This is a genomic window from Gordonia sp. X0973 (genome assembly GCF_013348785.1).
In the GTDB taxonomy this organism is placed as follows: Bacteria; Actinomycetota; Actinomycetes; order Mycobacteriales; family Mycobacteriaceae; genus Gordonia.
In genome coordinates this window covers 3,525,270-3,548,221 of the sequence record NZ_CP054691.1, presented here as the reverse complement: position 1 = coordinate 3,548,221, position 22,952 = coordinate 3,525,270, and the positions used below count along the sequence as shown (strand labels likewise).

The window sequence follows — 22,952 nt, the reverse complement described above, 5'->3', positions numbered from 1 at the left end:
CACACCCTCGGATGAAAGACAACAGCCATGACCGACGATCTCTACCACCGGAGCACGCAGTACATCAACGGCAAGTTGGTCCCCTCGCACTCGGCAGCCAAGATCGACCTCGTCGATCCCGCCACCGAAGAAATCTTCGGGGAGGTCGCCTTCGGTGACGCCGCCGACGTCGACGCCGCGGTGCAGGCCGCGAAGGCCGCGCTGCCCGCGTGGTCGGCGCTCTCGCCCAAGGAGCGCGCGGCCTACCTGCTCAAGATCGCCGATGCCTACGAGAAGCGCATCGACCAGATCTCCGAGGTGGTCAGCAAGCAGAACGGCACGCCGATCGGACTCGCGAAGGCGATGCAGGGCGTCGTCCCGGCGAACTACCGCTTCTTCGCCAGCCTGGCCGACAACTTCGAGCCCGAGGAGTACACCGCGACGTCTGCCGGCGACGCCTTCGTCATCCGCCAGCCGGTCGGCGTCGTCGGGGCCATCGTCCCGTGGAACGGCCCGCAGCCGCTGATCGCGTGGAAGATCGGCCCGGCCCTCGTCGCCGGCTGTACCGCCGTCGTCAAGCCCGCCGCCGAGACGCCGCTGGACGCCTTTCTGCTGGCCGAGGTCTTCGACGAGGTGGGCCTGCCGCCCGGCGTCGTCAACATCGTCACCGGTGGTCGCGCGACGGGTGCCGAACTGGTCAAGCACCCCGGTGTCGCCAAGATCGCCTTCACCGGTTCGACGCGCGCCGGGCAGGCGATCGCCGAGCAGTGCGCCAAGGACTTCAAGAAGGTGACCCTCGAGTTGGGCGGCAAGTCGGCCGGCATCCTGCTCGACGACGTGGTGCTCGACGACTTCAAGCCCTTCGTCATGTCCGCGCTGACCCCCAACACCGGCCAGACCTGCCGCGCGCTGACCCGCATCCTCGCCCCGCGTGAGCGCTACGACGAGATCACCGACTTCATCGCCGAGACGATGGCGTCGATCCCGCTGGGCGAGCCGACCAACCCGTCGAACTTCTACGGCCCGCTGGTCAACGCCTCGCAGTACGAGCGCGTCATGGACTACCTGAAGATCGCCGTCGACGAGGGTGCCGAGGTCGTCACCGGCGGCGGCCGCCCGGAGGGATTCGACAAGGGCTACTACGTCGCGCCGACGGTGTTCAAGAACGTCACCAACGACATGCGCATCGCCCGCGAGGAGATCTTCGGGCCGGTCATCGTCGTGCTGCCCTACGACTCGATCGACGAGGCCGTCGAGATCGCCAACGACTCCGACTACGGGCTCGGCGGCGGCGTCTTCTCCCCCGACGAGGAGAAGGCCACCGAGGTCGCCCGCCGCGTCGTCAGCGGCACCGTCGCGGTGAACGCCGCGGGTTGCCCGATCGACGTGCCGTTCGGCGGCGTGAAGAACAGCGGCATGGGCCGCGAGAACGGTCAGACCGCGCTGGACGCCTACGTCGAGTACAAGACGATTTACCGCTCGCCGGTGAAGGCGTGAGCCGCCCGCTCGAAGGTCTGCGGGTAGTCGAGTTCGCCAGTTTCGTCGCCGGGCCGTCGGCCGGGATGACGCTCGCCCAGCTGGGCGCCGACGTCATCCGGGTCGACCCCCTCGGCGGGAACTCGGACTATCGACGGTGGCCGGTCGACACCGGCTCGGACAACAGTCTCTACTGGAACTCCCTCAACCGCGGCAAGCGCACGGTCGCTGTCGACGTGCGCAGCCCCGAGGGGCAGGAACTGGTCTTGGCCCTGGCCACTGCGCCCGGCCCGGACGCCGGGATCTTCGCCGACAACAACGTCGGACGGCCGTGGCTCTCGCACGACGCGTTGGCCGCCCGTCGTCCCGACATGATCACCGTCCACTTCGAGGGCCACGCCGACGGGCGCGGCGCCGTCGACTACACGGTGAACACCGAGGTCGGCGTCCCGGATCTGACCGGTCCCCCCGAGACCGCTCCGGTCAACCACGTGCTGCCCGCCTGGGACATCATCGCCGGGCAGAGTCTAGCGACGGCGGTGCTCGCCGCGGTCTACCGACGCGCCCGCACCGGCGAGGGGTCTCGGGTCAACATCGCGCTCGCCGACGTCGCCGCGGCCTGGGTGGCGAACCTGGGCTGGCTCACCGAGGTCAGCCAGCGCGGCGACCGCGAGCGCCACGGCAACTACATGTACGGCAGCTTCGGCGTCGACGCGGTGACTGCCGACGGCGGCCGGCTCTACCTCGTCGCGCTGACCCCCCGGCAGTGGAAGAACCTCACCGAGACGACCGGCACGACGGCGGTGTTCGCCGCGCTCGCCGAGTCGTTGGGCACGGATTTCTTCACCGACGAGGGGCGCTACACCCACCGGGAGGCGGTTGCCGCGATCATCCGGCCCTGGTTCGCCCAGCGCACGATGGCGGAGGCGAAGACCGCGCTCGACGCGGGCGGGGTCCTGTGGGGGCCGTATCAGACGATGCGCGGCTTCACCGAGAAGTTCCAGGCCGACCCGACGTCGGCCCCGGTCCTCGTCGACCTCGACCAGCCCGGCATCGGCACGGTCATCTCGTCGAGTGCGCCGATCCGCGTCGACGAGCACTACACGGGCGCCGCGCCCGCGCATGTCCTCGGTGCCGACACCGACGAGGTGCTCGCCTCGGTCCTCGGCTTGTCCGACGCCGAGCTGGGCAAGCTCCACGACGCCGGCACGATCTAGCTCGCGGCTAGCGCCTCGAAGGCACTCGACCATCGTCTTCGGCACCACAGATTGGTGGTCGAGTGGATCCGAGCCCCTGGGCGAGGAACCGTATCGAGACCAGGCGACGGGACAGGCCAACGCACCAGGACAGTTGGCATGGTCGGGTTACGCGGTCTCGATACACCGACTCGGCTAGCGCCTCGTCGGCACTCGACCAACGCGTCTAGCGCCTCGTCGGCACTCGACCCCGTCTTCGGCACCGCAGATCGGTGGTCGAGTGGATCCGAGCCCCTGGGCGAGGAACCGTATCGAGACCCCGGTACATCAGGCCGCGCCCGTCTCCGCGTCGGGGTATCCGGACATCATGAGGCCGGCGACGGCGGTCAGGGCGCCGGTCCATTCGTCGGACATGGCGGGGGTCCACGCGGTGCCACCGATCTCCGACATCGCCGCCACCATGCATTCGGTGACCGCGGCGTACATGGGCTCGGTGACCCCCATCCCCGCGTGCCGGGCGCCGAGTGCGCCGAGGGTGGAGGCGAGCCACTCCTCGTCGTCGAGATGGTCGAGGACCGAGACGATGGCCGTGCGCAACATCGCGGCCTGCTGGCGGGTGCCGCGCGAGAACATCGGCTTCACCGCCGGGTAGCGCTCGAAGAGGATGTCGTAGAACCGAACGGTCAACCCGTCGTCGGGCAGATCGACGAGGGTCAGGCTGTGTAGGAGAAGGTTCTTGTTCATGCGAGCAATGCTCGACGTGGGCGGTGACCTCGACGTTTCATGCTCGACAAAAGGCCGTATCGGAGTCCGCACACGGGTGTTCTCGATTTAACATCCGTGGCGCCGACGCGCCCTCAACAGGGACGTGTCTGACACATATATGCGATCTGTATTGCGCAGCGACAAAACACTAAAGGTTGTCATCAACGGCGACTTGTGCTTTTCTAGTGTCACTAGTTAGATAGATCACACCGAGGTGGTACGCATGAATGTTCTCGATCAGGTCCGCAGCAAGGCCGAGGCGACGATCCCGATGGAGCGTCTGATCAAGGGCATGCACCTGTACCAGAAGACCAAGGCGCGGGTTCGTGGCGACAAGCCGCCGGTCTTCGTCGAGGAAACGATCCCCGATGTCGACGAGGTCGAACTGACCGAGATCGACATGAGCAATCCGTTCATGTGGCGACAGGGCCAGTGGCTGCCGTACTTCAAGCGGTTGCGGGACGAGGCCCCGGTCCACTTCCAGGCATCGAGCGAGTTCGGCCCGTACTGGTCGGTGACGCGGTACGAGGACATCATCGCCGTCGACAAAGACTTCGAGACGTTCTCGGCCGAGCCGCAGATCGTCATCGGCACCCCGCCGGAGGGCTTGGACATCGAGATGTTCATCGCGATGGACCCGCCGCGGCACGACCAGCAGCGCAGCGCCGTCCAAGGGGTCGTCGCCCCCCAGAATCTCGAGGAACTTGAGGGGCTGATCCGCTCGCGCGTGAAAGAGGTGCTCGACGGCCTGCCGGTCGGCGAACCGTTCGACTGGGTGGACAAGGTCAGCATCGAGTTGACCGCTCGGATGCTCGCGACCCTGCTCGACTTCCCGTACGAGGAGCGCCGCAAGCTCGTCTATTGGACCGAGGTGACCGCCGCGGGCGCCTCCACGACCGGCGGCCAGAGCGACGTCGAAGAGATGTGGCGGGCCTCCGCCGACATGGCGAAGAGCTTCAGTGCCCTCTGGCACGACAAGGCGGCCCGTCTGGCCGCCGGGGAGAAACCCGGCTACGACCTGATCACGCTGATGCAGCTGTCCGAGGACACCAAGGATCTGATCACCCGGCCGATGGAGTTCCTCGGCAACCTCGTCCTGCTCGTCGTCGGCGGCAACGACACGACCCGCAACTCGATGTCGGGCGGGGTGCTCGCGCTCAACCAGTTCCCCGACGAGTTCGATCGCGTCAAAGCCGATCCGAGTCTGATCCCGAAGATGGTCAACGAGATCATCCGCTGGCAGACCCCGCTGGCCTACATGCGCAGGATCGCGACGAAGGACACCGTCCTCAACGGCCAGTTCATCCGCAAGGGTGACAAGGTCGTGATGTGGTACGCCTCGGCGAACCGGGACGAGCGCACGTTCGAGAATCCCGACGACTTCGTCATCGACCGGCCGAACGGACGCAACCACCTCTCCTTCGGCATCGGCACCCACCGCTGCATGGGCAGTCGTCTGGCCGAGCTGCAACTGCGGATCCTGTGGGAGGAGTTGCTTGCGCGGTTCTCCGACATCGAGGTCGTCCAGGAGCCGGAGTACCTGCAGTCGAACTTCGTCCGGGGCTACACCAAGATGATGGTCCGGCTCACCCCGATCGGCCAGGAGCCCAGCCCGAGGGAGGGGCGGGCAGTGATCGGGCGGGCGACTTCATCCCCTCGACCCGCACGACACGGAGACCGTGACGGCTGGATCGTGAACACGACGGAGACCGAACTCGACCTGCGGGTCCAGGCCCGCCGTCGCGCGGCCGAGGGGATCGTCGAGCTCACGCTGACCGACCCGTCGGGCGCGCAGCTTCCGCCCTGGACCGCCGGCGCGCACGTCGACTTGGTGTTGAGCCCGTCGCTGACGCGGCAGTACTCCCTGTGTGGCAGCACGGCGGACGAGTCGTCGTGGAAAGTCGGTGTCCTTCTCGACCCGAGCAGCCGCGGCGGGTCCGCGTTCGTCCACGAGAAGCTGACCGAGGGTGCGACCGTACGCGTGCGCGGCCCGCGCAACCACTTCCCGCTGGTCGCGTCGCCGCGCTACCAGTTCATCGCCGGCGGCATCGGCATTACGCCGATCCTCGCGATGATCGAGGCGGCGCAGGCGCGCGGTGCGCAGTGGAGCCTGCTGTACGGCGGTCGGTCGCGCGCGTCGATGGCCTTCCTCGACAAGCTCGAAAGCGACGACCGGGTGACGATCTGGCCGCAGGACGAGAAGGGCCTCCTCGATCTCGACGCGGTCCTGGGCACGCCGCGGTCGGACACCCTGGTGTACTGCTGCGGCCCGGGCGCGCTGCTCGACGCGGTCGAGGAGGGGTGCGCGTCGTGGCCCGACGGCAGCTTGCACCTCGAGCGGTTCGCGGCCAAACAGGTGGTTGCGTCCGACGACGCGCTGGACTCCTTCGAGGTCGAGTGCGCGCGGTCGGGCGTGACGGTGACCGTGCCCGAGGGCAAGTCGGTCTTCGAGGCCGTCGAGGAGGCCGGCGTCGACGTGCTGGGCTCGTGCATGGAAGGGATCTGCGGGACCTGCGAGCTCGACGTGCTCGACGGCACGCCCGACCATCGTGACTCGATCCTGTCCAAATCCGACCGAGAGCGGGGCAACACGATGATGCCCTGCGTCTCCCGCTCGCTGTCGCAGACGCTGGTGCTCGACGTATGAACTACCCCCGTGACTGTTGGTATGTCGCCGCCACCTCCGACGAGGTCGGCGACGGACTGATCGCCCGACGCATCCTCGGGCACCCGGTCCTGCTGTTCCGCTCCTCCGACGGATCGGCGGTCGCCCTGGAGGACCGGTGCGCGCATCGGCCCTATCCGCTGTCGGCCGGCCATCGCGAGGGCGACCTGGTGGTCTGCGGCTACCACGGCTGCACCTATGACGCGACGGGACGCTGCGTGCGGGTGCCCTCGCAGGACAGCCCGCCGTCCGGTGCCCGGGTGCGCGCCTATCCCGTCGTCGAGCGGGCGCAGTTCGTCTGGATCTGGACCGGCACAGCTGGCGGCGAACGGCTGCGGCCGCCGCCTGCGACTCCGTGGCTCCAGGGCGACGGCTGGAGCAGCGTCGGCGAGCTGCGCGACGTCGGCGCCGGCCTCCTGCTGTTGCACGAGCACTACCTCGACCTGACCAACGTGTTCGCGATGCACCCCGAGATGGTGCCGCCGGGCATCGAGGCGCTGCCCCCGCTCGAAGAGGTCGAGGTCTCGGAGGTCTCGGTGTCCTATGTCCGCGAGTTGCCCGCGGCACCGCTGGCTCCGTGGGAGGCCCAGGTCTCCGGGCTGGACAGCGTCGGGTCCTTCGCGCGCAGGGAGACGGGCACCTTCGTGACGCCCGGCCTGCACAAGCAGACCTACACGATCACCGGCGACGGAGGGGAGATCGAGGTGGTGCGGACGCACGGCTTCACGCCCGAGTCACCGACGTCGACGCATGTCTTCCTGCAGCTGTCGTGGCGCGGTTCGGCCGTCTCGCCCGATGCGGGTGCGCGGCTGGCCGCGGTCTTCCACGAGATGGCCAACCGCGACTTCGCGGTGCTCGAGACCATGCAGCGTTGTCTCGACGAGGACACGACACCGCGGCGCTACCTGAACGTCAAGGCCGATCGCGCCGCGATTTTCGCCCGGCGGATCGTGCAGTCTATGGTCGAGGAGGAACGCGGCCGCTAGTGCACGGCCCGCATGATCCGGTCCACCGCTTCGTCGATCGTGACGGTCGGCTGCAGCAGGTGGCTCAGGGTCAGCCGGACCATCGTGTCCACGGTGCCCGCGGACACCTTGTCGCCGACGGTGTCGGAGATCGCGGCGGTCGCCTGGGTCAGGACGGCCTCCGGTCGGACGGTCAGCAGGGCCAGCAGCTCCGGGTCGTGCCCGGGACGCAGGACCGCCTTGAGTACCGCATTGGTCTTGCCGTACTCCAGCGCGTAACGGGCCGCCGTACCCAGGCCCTCGGTGATGGAGTCCGGGTGGGCGGCGATGCCGTCGCGCACGCGGGCCACGAACCGCTCGACCTCGCGCGACACGACCGCCTCGCCGAGGTCGGACTTGGTGCCGACCTCCTTGTAGAGGCTTTGCCGGGGGACCCCGGAGAGTTGGGCGACCCGGGTCATGCTGAGCCGGTCCCAGCCGTCCTCGGTGATGACCGTGACGGCGGCGTCGAGGAGGCGCTCGAGGCGAATGGCCCTGAGTTCGTCGTAGAAGGCCGGTGCGCTCACGTGTCCCAGCGTACGACACGTTGTCGATTCATGTCGTATCAGACGACAGCAGCAGGCAGAATGTCACACCGAGGGTGTTTGGCGGGCGGGAAGCCCGAGTCGAGCCGGTGCCTTGACCGCCTGACCCTTCGATGCGAGACTGAGCCAGACCGAACGATCGCTCGGTCAGGAAGTGAGACGCCCGCCATGGCCATTGATTTCTCCTACTCACCCGAGGTGCTCGACCTCGTCGCACGCACCGAGGCGTTCATCGCCGACGAGGTGCTCCCCGTCGAAACGGAATACGAGGGCGACCTGGAAGCGGCCGGCGGCGACGATCTGCGGCGGGAACTCAATGCCAAGGCGAAGACGGCCGGCCTGTTCGCGCCGCACGCACCCGTCGAATACGGCGGCCTCGGACTCAACATGGCCGACCGCTCACCGGTCTTCACGGCGGCGGGCCACTCGACCTTCGGCCCGGTCGCGCTGCACATCGGCGCCCCCGACGAGGGCAACATCCACATGCTCGCGCATATCGCCAGCGAGGCGCAGCGCGACAAATACCTCGGCCCCCTGGCGACGGGGGAGGTGCGCAGCGCGTTCGCGATGACCGAGCCCGGACCGCACGGCGCCGGGTCGGATCCCAACTGTCTCTCGACGACGGCCGTGAGGGCCGACGGCGGCTGGAAGATCAACGGCCGCAAGCGCTTCATCACCGGGGCCGACGGCGCCGGCTTCTACATCATCATGGCCCGCACCTCCGGCAGCGTCGGCGACCGCGGCGGCGCGACCATGTTCTTGGCTCCCGCCGGCACGCCGGGGCTGAGCATCGACCGCCACGTCCACACCACCGACAAGTCGATGATCGGCGGGCACTGCGAGATGACCTTCGCCGACCTCTTCGTCCCCGACGAGGACGTGCTCGGCGAGGTAGACGAGGGATACCGGTACGCGCAGGTGCGGCTCGGCCCCGCCCGGATGACCCACGTGATGCGCTGGCTCGGCTCCGCGCGGCGCGCGCATGCGATCGCGGTCGACTACGTCAAGGACCGGGACGGCTTCGGCGGCAAACTCTCCGACCTCGGGATGATCCAGCAGATGATCGCCGACAACGAGATCGACCTCGCCGCCGTCGACGCCCTGCTGGCGCGCGCCTGCTACGAACTCGACCTCGGCGAGCACGCGTCGGACTCCACCTCGATTGCCAAGACCTTCGCCGCGGAGGCCTTCTTCCGCGTCATCGACCGGTCGATCCAGATGTGTGGCGGCCTCGGCATCTCCACCGACCTGCCGCTGGCCCGCCTCGCCGACGAGGTGCGCGGCTTCCGGATCTACGACGGACCGTCGGAAGTCCACCGCTGGGCCATCGCCAAACGGGCCGTCGGACGCGCACGCAAAGCCGCACAACGAAAGGGCGACCATGCCTGACCATCCGGGACTCACCGCCGACTCCCTGCGCAAGTTGTTGACCGCCAACGGCGTCGACGTCGTCGGCGACCTCGACATCACGCTGATCGCCGGCGGACGCTCCAACCTGACCTTCGAGGTGCGCGACGACGAGCACCACTGGGTCGCGCGCCGGCCCCCGATGGGCGGCCTCACGCCGTCGGCCCACGACATGGAACGGGAATGGGCCGTCACCTCGGCGCTGACCGGCACCGACGTCCCGGTGGCGCCCACCGTCGCCATCGACCGCTCCGGCGACTACATCGGTGCACCCTGCACGGTGGTCGAATTCGTCGACGGCCTGGTGATCCGTTCCACCGACGAACTCGACGCCGCCTGGACCGACGAACAGGTCACAGCCAACTTCGAGGCCCTGGTGCAGACGCTGGCCAAGCTGCACGCCGTCGACTTCACCGCGGTCGGACTGTCCGACTTCGGGAAGCCGGAGGGATTCGCGGCGCGCCAGGTCAAACTGTGGTCGCGCCAATGGGGACTGGTCAAGACCCGCGACTTGCCCGACGTCGACGCCCTCGTCGAGAAGCTGTCCGCGCGGGTGCCGGCGCAGGCGCGCAGCACGATCGTCCACGGCGACTACCGGATCGACAACACCATCATCGACCGCGACGACCCCGCGAAGGTGCTCGCCGTCGTCGACTGGGAGATGTCTGCGCTCGGCGACCCGCTCACCGACGTCGCCCTCATGTGCGTCTATCACGAGCCGGTCTTCGCATCGGTGATGGGATTCCGGGCCGCGTGGACCAGCGAGCGTTATCCGAGTGGCGACGAGATGGCCCGGGCCTATGCGGCGGCGAGCGGCGCGGATCTGGGCGACTGGGACTTCTACATGGGGTTGGCGAATCTGAAACTCGGCGTGATCGCCGAAGGCATCACGCACCGCGCGCTGCTGGGCGGGTCGTCGGGCGCCGAGGGGGCCGAGCGGGCCGCCGAAGGTACCGCCGCGTTCATCGCCAACGGCCTGCGCTGGGTGTCCTGACCAAATGGGAGCCATCTATCTGGTCCGCCACGGCCAGGCCCTGGCGTCGGCTTACGGGGTCTCCGACCACGGCGAGAGCGATCCCACCGGTGGGCTGACGCCGACTGGGCAGATGCAGGCCCGCGTCACCGGGGCCGTCCTGCGCGGCCTGGTCCCCTCGTTCACCACCGCGATCAGCGGCGGGCTGGCCCGTCAGCGCGAGACCCTGGCCGGGGTACTCGGCGAATTCGACGAGCTACCCGAGGCCGTCGTCGACGACTCCTGGGACGAATACGATCTCGCCGGGTTGATGGGCGCACCGACCGCCGCGCAACTCGCCGACGGACGTAGCTTCCAACAATCGCTCGACGGGGTGCTCGCCGCGTGGATCCGGGGCGAACTCGAGTCGCCGGAGCCCTTCGAGGAATACGCCTTAAGGGTGGCCCGAGCGGGGGAGCGCGCGGTGGCGGAGGCCGGATCGGGAAAGAACGTCCTCGTGGTCTCTTCCGCCGGATCGATCACCCTGTGGCTCGCCCAGCACCTCGGGATCGACGCGGCGCACTGGCCGCGACTGTCGGCGTCGATGATGAACGCCTCCATCACCAAGGCACTCGTCGGGCGCAGCGGCGTCACGGTGCTGTCGATGAACGAGCATCTGCATCTGTCCGACCGCGACGGCGGGATCGCGACCTTCCGCTGAGCCTTCCCGTCACCACTGCCGCGCGATCTGCGCCTTGGGTCCGGCCACCAGCGTCGCGGGCGGAACGTCGTCGGCGACGACGGCACCCGCGGCGATGACGCTGTCGCGCCCGATTCGCACACCGGGCAGGATCGTCGCACCGGCCCCGATCCACACGTTCTCCTCGACGTCGATCGGCGCGCCGGTCAGATAGATCCGACGATCGGCCGGGTCGACGGGGTGTCCGCTGGTGATGAACGTGGCCTTCGGCCCCACCATCACCCGGGCGCCGAGGGTGATGCCCGCGTAGTCCAGGAAGGTGCAGCCCTGGTTGACGAACACGCGACCATGCTCCGGCAGCCTCAGATTGAGGCCGTGGTCGGTGTAGAACGGCGGATAGATCGTGGCCCGCTCCGGAAACGGCCGGCCGAGGATTTGAGCGAAGACCTCCGCCTTGCCCTCCTCGTCGTCGAACGCGAGTGCGTTGAGGCGGTGGGTCAGCGCGGTGACCTCCAGGACCCGTCGTGACATCGCGGTGAACTCGGGGCTGTCGATGCGCATCAGGAAGTCGTCGGGCATCTGACGATTCTCGACCTGACCGGGGCCGGGCGGCGATTCGGCGCGCCGACGGTTGTGGGACCGGATGGTTCCCGGACCAGGCCGGATGCGTGACCTGTGCCACGAATACGGGCGAATGAGGCGGGTCCGCATTGCGCTGACGACCATGCCACTGCTAGCTTGGCCGACATGTCGTCGCAAGCGAACCGCGCCCCGGAGGTCACCTACGTGACCACCGCTCTGGGCTGCCGTCTGCCGCTTGCGCGAATGCTGTGTTGTTGCCGAATGCACTGATCGATCTGACCCAGTGCCCGCCACCCCGGGCCTTTCGCATTCATCCCCGCCGACGCCATGAGCGCTTACCCGCGCGCGTCGGTCCTCCCGAGGAATAACACCATGACCAGCATTCTCGACCGTCCCGTCACCACCACTACGCCCGCGCCGACCAGACCCGCGCGCGTCGTTCCGGGCGCCGACCCGACCCGGCCCGCTCGTTCCGGTCCCGGCGTCAGGCTCCCGCATGCGCGCTCGCCGCGCCCGATCGGTGTGCCGCAGCCCGCGCGGCGCCAGCTCGACCACCTGCACATCACCACCCCCGACCTCGCGCTCTCGGATAAGCCGGCCGCTCAGGTGCTGCGCGCCATCCGGCATCACGCGCCGGTCTTCCGCGACGAGATCGCCGAGGCCACCGGTCTGTCCATCTCGACGGTGAACCGTCAGGTCGGCGCGCTGCTGAAGGTCGGGCTGATCCGCGAGCGCGGCGACCTCGTGCCCGCCGGAGCCGTCGGTCGTCCGCGGCTGCCGGTGGAGATCTCCGTCGCCGAGCACCTCACCATCGGCGTGCATATCGGCTACAAGGTCACCTCGATCACCGCGCACGACCTGCTGCACCGCGTCGTCGGCGCCATCTCGGTGCCGACCCCGGCCGACGCAGGAGCGGAGAACGCGCTCACCGCGCTGGCGCACAGCGTCGCCGGCTTCCTCGCCAGGTGGCGCGGGCGGGAGATCCGCTGGGTCGGCGTCACGCTCGGCGGCCGCGTCCACGACGGCGGGGTCGTCGACCATCCGCGCCTCGGCTGGTCGCAGGCCCCCGTCGGCCGGGTCTTCGCCCAGGTCCTGGGTTATCCGGTATCGGTCGCGAGCCACGTCGAGGCGATGGCCGCCGCGGAGCTGGTGGCCAATCCCGCGCAGCGTTCCAGCTTCCTGTACTTCTACGCCCGCGAAATGGTCGGCGTCGCATTCAGCGTCGACGGCTCGGTGCACACCCCCAGCGCCGGTCCGCCGGTGATCGGTCACTTCCCGGTCGGCGCGACGACGCTACTCGACCCGCATCGCACCGGGCAGCTCGAGGCCGCCACCAGCGATACCGGGATCGTCGCGGCCGCCCGCGCAGCCGGGCTCACCGTCACCGAGATCGCCGACGTGCACGAAGCCGCCCGCAACGGCGACGAGACGGCCCGGGAGATCCTCGTCGAGCGCGCCGAAGTCCTCGGGCGGGCGGTGGCACTGATCGCCGACATCTTCAACCCCGACCACGTGGTCCTCGGCGGCCAGGCTTTCACCGACGCGTCGCAGACCCTGCCGATCGTCGCGAAGGTCATCCGCGACACGAGTGTGACGGCCAAGCGAGACGTCCGTGTCTCCCGGGCCGGGGTGACCGTGCAGCAGCAGGCCGCCGGAGCCGTGTCCCTCGACGCGCTCTACGCCGACCCGCTCGGCGCCATCGCGATCACCAGCTGACGGGAGTTTGATGTTTGGTCCGGATTCCGGACCAAACATCAAAGAGATCCCTACCAGCCCGAAGTCAGTCGGTGGTGCGGCGATAATAGGCGCGGATGGCGATGGGCGCGATGATCGCGGTCAGGGCGACCGACCAGATGATCGTGGCCCACACCGGGTGCACGAGCGGCCACGGTGCCCCCGCGGCTGCCGGGTGGCCGTTGCCCCACAACACGCGCATCGCCTGGACCAGCGCCGAGATGGGGTTCCAGTCGGCGATCGTCCGCAGCCACGTCGGCATACCGGCCGTCGGGACGAAGGCGTTGGACAGGAAGGTGATCGGGAAGAGTGTGGTGAACATGAAGCCGTTCACCGCCTCGACGCTCTTCAACCAGGAGCCGACGAGCAGGCCGAACCAGATCATCGCGAAGCCGAAGAGGAGGACGAGGGCGAAGCCGAGGACCGCCTCGGGAACCGAGGTACGGATCCGCCAGCCGATCGCGAGGCCGGTGATCGCCATGACGACGATCCCGATGGAACTGTGCAGCAACGCGGCGATCGCCCGGCCGACGATGACCGACGACTGGTGGATCGGCAGCGACCGGAACCGGTCGATGATCCCCTTGTCGAGGTCGGCGGTGACTCCGTTGGCGACGATGAACGCGGTGAAGGCGATCGTCTGGCCCATGATGCCCGGGAGCAGGAACTCTTTGTAGTTCCCGCCGCCGGGGATCGCGACGGCCGAACCGAAGACGAACGCGAAGAGCAGCACGAACATGATCGGCTGGAACGTCACGTCGGCCAGCATCTCCGGCATGCGTTTGGTGTGGATCAGGTTGCGCTTGACCATGATCCACGATTGGCGCCACAGGCTGGTGGGCGAGACCGGCACCACGGGGTTGGTGAGGGTGGTCATGACTGGGACTCCTGGTCGGTGTCGTCGGATTCGGTGCGGTGGCCGGTCAGCGAGAGGAAGACGTCGTCGAGGCTCGGGCGGGCCAGACCCAGATCGTCGACCGAGATACCGGACTCGTCGAGCCATCCGGCGGCCGTGGTCAGATCCCGCAGGCCGTCGGCGGCCATCGTGATCCGACGCGCATTCGCCTCGACGAACACCTCGTTCCCCGAGCGGCGCAGCACGTCGGCGGCCGCCTCCAGGTCGTCGGCATGCGAGACGGTCAACACCAGGCTGGCCGCACCGGCCCGCTCCTTGAGCTGCAGGGCGGTCCCGTGCTCGATGATGCGCCCGTGGTCGATGACGACGATGTCGTCGGCGAGTTGGTCGGCCTCTTCCAGGTACTGGGTGGTCAACAGCAGTGTCGTGCCGTCGTTGACCAGTTCCCGCAGGACTTCCCACAGTTCGGTGCGGCTGCGCGGATCGAGGCCCGTCGTGGGCTCGTCGAGGAACAGCACCGGAGGAGCGGCCAACAGGCTCACCGCGAGGTCGAGCCGACGGCGCATGCCGCCGGAGTAGTCCTTGACCGGCTTGTTCGCCGCTTCGGTCAACGAGAACTGCTCCAGCAGCTGGTCACCGCGGGCGGCGAGGGCTTTGCGCCCGATCCCGTAGAGCCCACCGATCATCGCGATGTTCTCCCGGCCGGTGAGGATCTCGTCGACGGTGGCCGCCTGTCCGGTGAGGCCCATGCTGCGGCGTACCTCGTCGGGATGGGTCGAGACGTCGTACCCGGCCACCCGCGCGATTCCGCTCGTGGGCTCGGACAACGTGGTCATCATGCGGACGGTCGTCGTCTTCCCGGCACCGTTCGGGCCCAGGAGACCCAGCACCGTACCCCGGGGCACTTGGAAGCTGATGCCGTCGACGGCGGTGAAATCGCCGAAGCGTTTGACGAGGTCGATGGCCTCGATCGCGATATCCGAACCTGTCATTCCGGTCATGAGCAACGACGGTATTGCACGGATCTGACATTCGCTAACGCAATATCGAGAGCGACCACAGACGAATCACCCGATCGGGGACGAAGGCCCCTGGTCAGTGGGTTCGCGGCCGCCCCAACGTCCATGCCCGCAGCCGGCGGTAGCCGCGGACCGACAGCGGCCGGATCGAACTCAGCCGGTAGCGGTCGCCGTCGGCCTGCGCGGCGAACCCGGCGTCGACGAGGATGGTCCCGGGACGGGCCGATCCGCAGAGACGCGACGCGATGTTCACCGGCTCGCCGAATACGTCGCCGTGCCGGTTGAGGATCTCACCGAGGGCCATTCCGACGCGCAGCTGGGGTACCGGGTCGACGTTGGCCACGCGTTCTTGGATCTCGATGGCGGTCTCCGCTGCCGCCTGCGCGTCGGTGTTCGTGAACAGCACCGCGTCGCCGAGTGTCTTGACCACCTGGCCGCCGTGGGCGGTGATGACCTCGTGGACGCGGTCCTCGAACTTCTCCAGCAGGGTCTCCAGGCCGGGCATGTCGATCCGCCGCGACAGGCTGGTGTAGCCGACGATGTCGGCGAACCCGACTGCCTCGGTGGTGCGCACCCCGGCCAGTCGTTGGGATTCCGCGGCTTCGTCGTCGATGGATTCGCGCGCCAACGCGATGTCGAGGTGACGCCGCCACACCAGCTGCTGCACCCCGCCGAGCGCGACGGCCATCTCCTCGGTCGACCAGGTGATCGCGGGGTTGCGCGACAGCTCGGCGAGCATGTCGGCCTCCCAATCGGCCAGCCGGGCCATGGTCTGGCCGACGGCGCGGGCGGTGGCGACCTGCTCGTCCTCCGGAATGGCCTTCGACGATTCGACGAGCAGCGCCAGCGCATCCACGTCGCGCTGGGTGAAGATCTTCTCGTCGGTATGCCTGCGGGCGAAGCCGAAGGCATTCCACAGCCGTTGCGCCCGTTCGGGTTCCGCACCCAACGCCGCGATCAACTCGTCGCGGGAAAAGCGCGGCTCCCCGCCGGGCGGTGTGCTGGTCATGGCTCCACGGTAGCCAGTGGACCCGCCCGCCCGCTGGCTCTCGGGGCCGGGTAGCTATTCGGTCCGCGCTCCCGGCGGGGGGTCCAGGAGGACGCCCTTCATGAGGTAGGCCATCTGCGACGTGAACTCCGGGCGCGACGTCCCGCGGCGTAGCCGCACCGCGTCGTTCACGATCGACAGCGCCGCGTGGACCGCGACGGCCGCCTCGGCTTTCGGCAGCGGCATCAACTCGATCCACCGCGCGACGTAGCGGCGTTGGTTGTCGCGGAGCGAGGCCGCGGTCGGGTCGTCGGTGATGGCCGCCGAGTTGTTGAACGAGACCGACAGGTCGGGTGTCGCGGTGATCGCTGTGACGTAGGCGTCGACCAGGGCGGCGAGCATCTCGGCGTCGTCGTCGGAGTAGGCGGCCATCACGCCGGCATCCAGGCGGGCGGCGCTGCGCTGCCCGATGCCGACGAGGATCGCCGCCTTCGACGGGAAGTGGTTGTAGACGCTCGGCCCGCTGATCCCGACGGCCGCACCGATCTCGTCGACGCCGACGTCGGCGAATCCGCGCTCGGCGAAGAGCCGCGATGCGGCGTCGAGGATCTCGTCGCGGCGGGTCGTCGACGGGGGGAGTGGCATCCCGCTGCGGTGGGGTGGCGCCTGCGAAGGTCGCAGGGCCAACAGGCGCATGGCCCGGCCGGCGAGCTCGTCGATCTCGCGCGCCGGCGACAGCCGGGTGTTGTGCACCGCGTTGGACCCGGCGACCGAGAGCAGCGCCCAGGTCAGCTGGGAGCGCTCCCAGTCGGCCAGGCCCGAGTCGTCGCCGAAGAGGACTTCGGCCCACCGACGCAGCACGGCACGGGTGCGCAGCGCGACCTCAAGGTTCTGCTCGTCGCTCAGATACGCGCCGGTCCACCGCCACAACGACGCCGAGTCGGGCCGCTTGGCGATGGCGTCGATGAGCGCACGGACGGTCTCCTCGGTGGTCGCTGTCGGATTGGCCAATGCGCGATCGGTGCAGGTCTCGAGGTCGTCGACGCCGGACAGCACGGCCGCGCCCAACAGATCCCGCTTGTCGTCGAAATGCCGGTACAGCGAGGGTGCGGTGACCCCGGCGGCGCGGGCGATGTCGGCCATGGAGACGTGCGGGTACCCGCGCTGCAGGAAGAGCGTCGCTGCGTGGTCGATGAGCTGTCGACGGCGGTCTGCCGGACGGCTCGCACGGGCGGATTGCACGGTCATGGTGAACAGACCATAGCCCACGACGACAAGAAGATGAACCATTTGACCACCAGCTATAGCCAAATAAGTTATTCCGCGTTAGTCTTGCGCCGTAACCAACGATGGTTCGCGTGAAAGGAACTTCCGTGCCTGAGCAAGCATTCATCTACGAGGCGGTCCGTACGCCTCGTGGCAAGCAGCGCGGCGGCGCGCTGCACAGCGTGAAGCCGATCGACCTCGTGTCCGGCCTGATCCGCCAGCTCCTCGCCCGCCACGGCGGGCTCACCCCCACCGATGTCAACGACGTCATCCTCGGCGTGGTCTCCCCGGTCGGCGAGCAGGGCGCGGTCATCGCCCGCACCGCGGCGCTGGTCTCGGGACTCGGCGAGACCGTCCCCGGCACCCAGATCAACCGCTTCTGCGCGTCCGGCCTGGAGGCCGTCAACCTCGCGGCGGCCAAGGTCGCCTCGGGCTTCGACGACCTCGTGCTGGCCGGCGGCGTCGAGTCGATGTCGCGCGTGCCGATGGGCAGCGACGGCGGCGCCCTGTTCATGGACCCCGCCACCGCCTACGACAACTACATCGCCCCGCAGGGCATCGGTGCCGACCTGATCGCCACCATGGAGGGCTTCTCCCGCGAGGACGTCGACGCCTTCGCCGCCGAGTCGCAGGCCCGCGCCGCCAAGGCGTGGGAATCGGGCTACTTCGCCAAGTCGGTCCTCCCGGTCACCGACATCAACGGCGTCGTCCTGCTCGACCACGACGAGCACATGCGCCCCGGCACCACCGTCGAGTCGCTCGGCAAGCTCAAGCCGGCCTTCCAGGGCCTGGCCGACATGGCCGGCTTCGACGATGTCGTCATGCAGAAGTACCCGCAGGTCGAGAAGGTCAACCACGTCCACACCGGTGGTAACAGCTCCGGCATCGTCGACGGCTCCGGCCTGGTCCTCATCGGCTCGGAAGAGGCGGGTAAGCGCAACGGCCTGACCCCGCGCGGCCGCATCGTCTCCTTCGCCGAGATCGGCTCCGAGCCGTCCATCATGCTGACCGGTCCCACCCCGGCCACCGAGCTGGCGCTGAAGAAGGCCGGCCTCACCCCCGAGGACATCGACGTCTACGAGCTCAACGAGGCGTTCGCGTCGGTCGTCATGAAGTGGATGAAGGATCTGAAGATCCCGCACGAGAAGGTCAACGTCAACGGCGGCGCCATCGCGATGGGCCACCCGCTAGGCGCCACCGGCGCCATGATCCTGGGTACCTGCCTCGACGAACTCGAGCGCACCGGGGGTCGTTACGGCCTGGTCACCCTTTGCATCGGCGGCGGCATGGGCGTCGCAACCGTCATCGAGCGCCTCTGAGCGCGGACAGACTCACCAGAGAGAAGACTATGAGCGACAACATGATCAACTGGGATAAGGACGCCGACGGCGTCGTCATCCTGACCATGGACGACCCCGACCAGGGCGCCAACACCATGAACGACAAGTTCATGACCTCCATCGCCGCGACCGTCGACCGCCTCGAAGCGGAGAAGGACGACATCACCGGTGTCATCGTCACCTCGGCGAAGAAGACCTTCTTCGCCGGCGGCGACCTGAAGGACATGACCGCTGACCGTCCGAAGGATGTCACCAAGGCCGAGATCGCCACGGCGATCACCGAGCGCGCCAACGGCATGAAATCCGTCCTGCGCCGCCTGGAGACCCTGGGCAAGCCGGTCGTCGCGGCCATCAACGGCGCCGCCCTCGGCGGTGGCCTGGAGATCGCGCTGCACTGTCACTACCGCGTCGCCGCGGACGTGAAGGGCTCCAAGATCGGTCTGCCCGAGGTCACCCTGGGCCTGCTGCCCGGCGGCGGTGGCGTGGTCCGCACCGTGCGCCTGCTCGGTATGCAGAACGCGCTGATGGGCGTCCTGCTGCAGGGCACCCAGTTCAACCCGACCAAGGCCAAGGAGACCGGTCTGGTCAACGAGGTCGTCGGTTCCGTCGAGGAACTGATCCCGGCCGCCAAGGCGTGGATCAAGGCGAACCCCGAGGCCCAGCAGCCCTTCGACGTCAAGGGCTACAAGATCCCGGGTGGCGCACCGACCAACCCGGCGGTCGCGGCTAACCTGCCGGCCTTCCCGGCACTGCTGCGCAAGCAGATCAAGGGCACCAACATGCCGGCTCCGCGCGCGATCCTCGCCGCGGCCATCGAGGGCGCCTACGTCGACGTCGACACCGCCGACCTCGTCGAGACGCGCTACTTCGTCTCGCTGGTCACCGGCCAGGTCGCGCAGAACATGATCAAGGCCTTCTTCTTCGATCTGCAGCACATCAACGGCGGCGGGTCGCGGCCCGACGGCTTCGAGAAGTACTCCGCCAAGAAGGTCGGCGTCATCGGCGCCGGCATGATGGGTGCGGCCATCGCCTACGTCTCGGCGAAGGCCGGCATCGATGTGGTCCTCAAGGACATCAACATCGACGCGGCGAACAAGGGCAAGGACTACTCGGTCAAGCTCGAGGAGAAGGCTCTCTCCCGCGGCAAGACCACCGAGGAGAAGTCCAAGGCGCTGCTCGACCGCATCCACCCGACCGTCGACCCGGCCGATTTCAAGGGTGTCGACTTCGTGATCGAGGCCGCCTTCGAATCGGTCGAGGTCAAGGAGAAGGTGTTCCAGGAGATCCAGGACATCGTCGATCCGGATGCCGTCCTCGGCTCCAACACCTCGACGCTGCCGATCACCATCCTGGCCGAGGGCGTGAACCGTCCCGAGGACTTCATCGGCATCCACTTCTTCAGCCCCGTCGACAAGATGCCGCTGGTGGAGATCATCAAGGGTGAGAAGACCTCCGACGCGGTGCTCGCCAAGGTCATCGACTACACGCTGCAGATCCGCAAGACCCCGATCGTCGTCAACGACAGCCGCGGGTTCTTCACCAGCCGCGTGATCGGCACCTTCATCAACGAGGCCGTCGCGGCCGTCGGTGAGGGCATCGAGCCGGCGTTCATCGAGCATGCGGGCACCCAAGCCGGTTACCCGGCCGCGCCGCTGCAGCTGATGGACGAGCTGACGCTGACCCTGCCGCAGAAGATCCGCAAGGAGACCGAGGAGGCCGCCAAGGCCGCCGGCGTCGACTTCCCGCACCACGGGTCCTACGACGTCATCGACTGGATGGTCGAGCAGGGTCGCACCGGCAAGAAGGACGGCAAGGGCTTCTACGACTACGCCGACGGCAAGCGCGAGCTGCTGTGGCCGGGTATCCGCGAGCACTACAAGTCCGGCAGCAAGGAGATCCCGCTGGAGGACATGAAGGAGCGGATGCTCTTCGCCGAGGCGCTGGAGACCGTCAAGTGCTTCGACGAGGGTGTGCTCACCTCGGTGGAGGACGCCAACATCGGCTCCATCTTCGGTATCGGCTTCCCGGCGTGGACCGGTGGCGTCATCCAGTACATCAACCAGTACGAGGGTGGCCTGCAGGGCTTCGTCGACCGTGCCAACGACCTGGCGTCGAAGTACGGCGACCAGTTCAAGCCGCCGGCCTCGCTGGTCGAGAAGGCCTCGCGCGGTGAGAAGCTCACCAACGAGACGCTGACCAAGGTCAACGCCTAGCGAGCAGAACGAGAACAACCCCACGCCAGTCGTCGTTGGCGTGGGGTTGTTCTCGTTTAGGTAGTCAGCCGGTGGCGCCCCACTCCATGTTTCCACCCCCGCCGCCGTTGCCTCCGCCGCGCGGCCGGTGCGGAGCGCTGGGTCCGAACATGCGCACGGTGCGCGAGCAGTCAAAGTTCTCTTGGCGGGTGTCGAGCCACTTGGGTTTCTGGCGACAGAGTCGGAAGTCCGCGAACCGGGCTCCCCACCTCATATTCCAGATGTTTCGGCGACTGCCGAACCGTTCCTGTTCGCCGAAGGCGGCGATGGTCTTCCAACTCTTCAGACGGTCGACCCCGTAGCGGTTCTCATCCCTTTGTTGCAGGACGACTCGGTAGATCCCGCCGTATCGGGTCGTGTAGTACCAGCCGCTTGTAGCGGTGGTGCCCAGCAACCAGAACTCGGCTTGGCCGGACCTTTCCAAGACGGGGCCATACCACTGACCCGGCGCCGCGTGTGCGGTCGATGGTGCACTTGTTAGCGTCGCGCCGGTCGCGACGGCCACAGCCGCCGCAATCGTCGCGAGTGAGCGTCGTGCGTTCATGGTCATGCTCCTTCAGATCGGGGTGTATTGGATTCTGAACCTTCGGCCAGCGGTGAGTCTGCCTGCTTTGTGGGAGGCCTTTCAGCAGTTGTTGCAGCTGCCGCTGCGCCGCCGCCTTTTGCTCTGCACAAGACTTGGGGCAACGGTGTGTGGCGCCGTACCGGGATATGCGCCGCCGTCATTCGAGTGCTCATTGGTCCTCGCTTCCGTCATGCGGAACTGGCGTTTCCGCCTCGTCCGATTGTGAACTCTCGTGCGGATTCAAGTATCGGAATAGGCGATTTGCCCGGTTTGAATTAATCAGTTGTCGCCCTGGGTGAGAGGTGGGAGAGTTCTCGATCGGATCAGCCACCGCGGGAAGCGGCCCGGACGGGATACCGCAACCGGGTTCCGCGCGTTGCCCGCGGCTGGACCTCCACTGGCATGACGCGTAAACGTCTGAGGTTCGACTCCTCCCAACGCACCGCCCCCGGGGGTCGCGGGATACGACGGTCCTGTGGTGCGCCGCGAAGGCGGCACACCCCACCGACGGTTCCGCCCCGCGGGCGGTGCCCCACAACTGAAAGCCTGAAAACCATTGCGCACCAAGGAAAGGAGAAGCGCCATGTCCATCTTCAACCGCCGGGTCGTGAACCCGGGCGAGGTCGTCCTCGAGTACCGCGACGGCACGCTGGCGCGAATCCTGACCCCGGGTGCGCATCGCATCCGTCACGACGCGGTCTGGGTACGCGTCGACACCCGTGACCGGATCGTGCACGTCGCGCCGCAGGAGGTCTTGACCGCCGACGGTGTACCGGTGCGGGTGTCACTTGCGATCACGCTGGCCGTCGACGACCCGGTCGCGTTCACCGAGCGCTCCGAAGACCCGGTCGCCGTCGTCTACCTGGCCGCCCAGGTCGCGCTGCGCACCGAGTGTGCCGCGGTGGCCGCGCCGGACCTGATCGGTCGGACCGAGGCATTCGACGCCCAGGCCCTCACGGCTGCCGCGGCGGCCGCCGGCGACCCCGTCGGTATCGCCGTCGCCGCCGTGACGATCCGTGACGTGATCGCCCCGCACGAGCTGCGGACGGCGACGATGGAACTGGTCACCGCACAGGTGCGCGGCCGGGCCAAGCTGGAGGAGGCGCGGGCCGAGACGGCCGCGCTGCGCAGCCTGGCCAACGCCGGCCGCCTGCTCGACCAGCACCCGGCCCTGGCGCAGCTGCGCCTGGTCCAGGCCGTGCCGTACGGCGCCAAGGTCGTGCTCGCCGTCGGCGGTGCCGACGCCGACGCCGAATAGCTCCGCTACCCGAGGAGGACGGGCCCGCATCCTGTGATGCGGGCCCGTTTCTCGTCGGAAGGAGTTTGGGCTAGCGATCGTCGACGCGCTGGCGACTTTGCCGCTCGTCACACCAAGCGAGCACGGGATCCTGGCTGTCATGGGCGCTCTCGGGGATAATGGTGACTTGGAATCGCATCAGGAGGTTGGCGATGTCGATGTCTCTTGAGGAGAGCGCGGCGGCCCGTGAGCGGGCGGACTTCCAGTTGCGGGGTTCCAATCCGAGCACGCGTCGCAGCGCCGCCAGGATTCTCGTGAATGCGGCCCGGATACGCGGCGAGGAGCCCGAACAGTGGGTGCTCGACGTGGCCGAGGGGCGACTCCCGGCCTAGTCGCCGGCCTTCCGAAGCAAGCTCCCATCGCG

Annotated in this window: 20 protein-coding genes; 12 read left to right on the top strand and 8 right to left on the bottom strand. The window is 68.2% G+C overall.

Going from position 1 to position 22,952, the window contains the following annotated elements; translation table 11 throughout:
- The first annotated feature begins 27 nt into the window (after positions 1-27).
- Together HUN08_RS17380 and HUN08_RS17375 are read left to right on the top strand one after the other, a co-directional pair.
- Complete coding sequence (locus HUN08_RS17380; protein ID WP_124247616.1) at positions 28-1,476, top strand: aldehyde dehydrogenase; 1,449 nt, start codon at positions 28-30, stop codon at positions 1,474-1,476.
- Positions 1,473-2,672 (top strand): CoA transferase, encoded by a 1,200-nt coding sequence (locus HUN08_RS17375; RefSeq protein WP_124247617.1) that lies wholly within the window; start codon positions 1,473-1,475, stop codon positions 2,670-2,672. The genes HUN08_RS17380 and HUN08_RS17375 overlap by 4 nt, the downstream gene beginning before the upstream one ends.
- 306 nt (positions 2,673-2,978) lie before the next feature.
- Here HUN08_RS17375 and HUN08_RS17370 read toward each other — a convergent pair whose 3' ends face one another.
- Positions 2,979-3,395: a globin domain-containing protein gene (locus HUN08_RS17370; RefSeq protein WP_124247618.1), complete on the bottom strand. Its 417-nt coding sequence runs from the start codon at positions 3,393-3,395 to the stop codon at positions 2,979-2,981.
- Between the two features lie 244 nt (positions 3,396-3,639).
- Between HUN08_RS17370 and HUN08_RS17365 the strand changes: the two genes are divergently transcribed.
- A complete protein-coding gene (locus HUN08_RS17365) occupies positions 3,640-6,063 on the top strand; it encodes a cytochrome P450/oxidoreductase (RefSeq protein ID WP_124247619.1) in 2,424 nt (807 codons plus the stop codon).
- Entirely contained in the window at positions 6,060-7,067 is a 1,008-nt protein-coding gene (locus tag HUN08_RS17360; protein ID WP_124247620.1) for an aromatic ring-hydroxylating dioxygenase subunit alpha, read from the top strand. Before HUN08_RS17365 ends, HUN08_RS17360 begins: the two co-directional genes overlap by 4 nt.
- On the opposite strand, the gene HUN08_RS17355 is transcribed toward HUN08_RS17360, so the two are convergent.
- On the bottom strand, positions 7,064-7,612 hold the full coding sequence (locus HUN08_RS17355) for a TetR/AcrR family transcriptional regulator (RefSeq protein ID WP_124247621.1): 549 nt from the start codon (positions 7,610-7,612) through the stop codon (positions 7,064-7,066). The two genes, HUN08_RS17360 and HUN08_RS17355, sit on opposite strands and share 4 nt — an antisense overlap.
- 186 nt (positions 7,613-7,798) lie before the next feature.
- Here HUN08_RS17355 and HUN08_RS17350 point away from each other — a divergent pair, with 186 nt between their 5' ends.
- The 3 genes from HUN08_RS17350 to HUN08_RS17340 are packed head-to-tail and all read left to right on the top strand — an operon-like array spanning position 7,799 to position 10,710.
- Positions 7,799-9,019 carry an acyl-CoA dehydrogenase family protein gene (locus HUN08_RS17350; protein WP_124247622.1) on the top strand — a complete coding sequence of 407 codons (1,221 nt, stop codon included), beginning with the start codon at positions 7,799-7,801 and terminating at the stop codon, positions 9,017-9,019.
- Positions 9,012-10,031, top strand: a complete 1,020-nt coding sequence (locus HUN08_RS17345; protein ID WP_124247623.1) for a phosphotransferase family protein — start codon at positions 9,012-9,014, stop codon at positions 10,029-10,031. The genes HUN08_RS17350 and HUN08_RS17345 overlap by 8 nt, the downstream gene beginning before the upstream one ends.
- 4 nt (positions 10,032-10,035) lie before the next feature.
- Complete coding sequence (locus tag HUN08_RS17340) at positions 10,036-10,710, top strand: histidine phosphatase family protein (protein WP_124247624.1); 675 nt, start codon at positions 10,036-10,038, stop codon at positions 10,708-10,710.
- 9 nt (positions 10,711-10,719) lie between these two features.
- Here the strand turns inward: HUN08_RS17340 and HUN08_RS17335 are convergent, their stop codons facing one another.
- Positions 10,720-11,268 carry a sugar O-acetyltransferase gene (locus HUN08_RS17335; RefSeq protein WP_124247625.1) on the bottom strand — a complete coding sequence of 183 codons (549 nt, stop codon included), beginning with the start codon at positions 11,266-11,268 and terminating at the stop codon, positions 10,720-10,722.
- A 558-nt stretch (positions 11,269-11,826) separates the two neighbouring features.
- Between HUN08_RS17335 and HUN08_RS17330 the strand changes: the two genes are divergently transcribed.
- Entirely contained in the window at positions 11,827-12,987 is a 1,161-nt protein-coding gene (locus HUN08_RS17330) for an ROK family transcriptional regulator (protein ID WP_124247665.1), read from the top strand.
- 64 nt (positions 12,988-13,051) lie between these two features.
- On the opposite strand, the gene HUN08_RS17325 is transcribed toward HUN08_RS17330, so the two are convergent.
- The 4 genes from HUN08_RS17325 to HUN08_RS17310 all read right to left on the bottom strand — a co-directional run bounded on the left by HUN08_RS17325 (position 13,052) and on the right by HUN08_RS17310 (position 17,116).
- On the bottom strand, positions 13,052-13,882 hold the full coding sequence (locus HUN08_RS17325) for an ABC transporter permease (protein WP_124247626.1): 831 nt from the start codon (positions 13,880-13,882) through the stop codon (positions 13,052-13,054).
- The gene (locus HUN08_RS17320) at positions 13,879-14,862 is read right to left on the bottom strand and encodes an ATP-binding cassette domain-containing protein (RefSeq protein WP_124247627.1); all 984 of its coding nucleotides are present in this window, start codon (positions 14,860-14,862) and stop codon (positions 13,879-13,881) included. The genes HUN08_RS17325 and HUN08_RS17320 overlap by 4 nt, the downstream gene beginning before the upstream one ends.
- 94 nt (positions 14,863-14,956) lie before the next feature.
- A complete protein-coding gene (locus HUN08_RS17315) occupies positions 14,957-15,889 on the bottom strand; it encodes an adenylate/guanylate cyclase domain-containing protein (protein ID WP_124247628.1) in 933 nt (310 codons plus the stop codon).
- Positions 15,890-15,943: 54 nt separating this feature from the next.
- Positions 15,944-17,116 (bottom strand): TetR/AcrR family transcriptional regulator, encoded by a 1,173-nt coding sequence (locus HUN08_RS17310; RefSeq protein ID WP_124247629.1) that lies wholly within the window; start codon positions 17,114-17,116, stop codon positions 15,944-15,946.
- Between the two features lie 125 nt (positions 17,117-17,241).
- Between HUN08_RS17310 and HUN08_RS17305 the strand changes: the two genes are divergently transcribed.
- Positions 17,242-18,453, top strand: coding sequence for an acetyl-CoA C-acetyltransferase (locus HUN08_RS17305; protein WP_124247630.1), 1,212 nt, complete (start codon positions 17,242-17,244; stop codon positions 18,451-18,453).
- Between the two features lie 29 nt (positions 18,454-18,482).
- Positions 18,483-20,687, top strand: coding sequence for a 3-hydroxyacyl-CoA dehydrogenase NAD-binding domain-containing protein (locus HUN08_RS17300; RefSeq protein WP_124247631.1), 2,205 nt, complete (start codon positions 18,483-18,485; stop codon positions 20,685-20,687).
- Positions 20,688-20,751: 64 nt separating this feature from the next.
- Here HUN08_RS17300 and HUN08_RS17295 read toward each other — a convergent pair whose 3' ends face one another.
- On the bottom strand, positions 20,752-21,270 hold the full coding sequence (locus HUN08_RS17295; protein ID WP_124247632.1) for a hypothetical protein: 519 nt from the start codon (positions 21,268-21,270) through the stop codon (positions 20,752-20,754).
- Positions 21,271-21,874: 604 nt separating this feature from the next.
- Between HUN08_RS17295 and HUN08_RS17290 the strand changes: the two genes are divergently transcribed.
- Positions 21,875-22,549 (top strand): slipin family protein, encoded by a 675-nt coding sequence (locus tag HUN08_RS17290; protein ID WP_124247633.1) that lies wholly within the window; start codon positions 21,875-21,877, stop codon positions 22,547-22,549.
- A 191-nt stretch (positions 22,550-22,740) separates the two neighbouring features.
- Positions 22,741-22,920, top strand: coding sequence for a hypothetical protein (locus HUN08_RS17285; RefSeq protein WP_124247634.1), 180 nt, complete (start codon positions 22,741-22,743; stop codon positions 22,918-22,920).
- Positions 22,921-22,952: the final 32 nt, after the last annotated feature.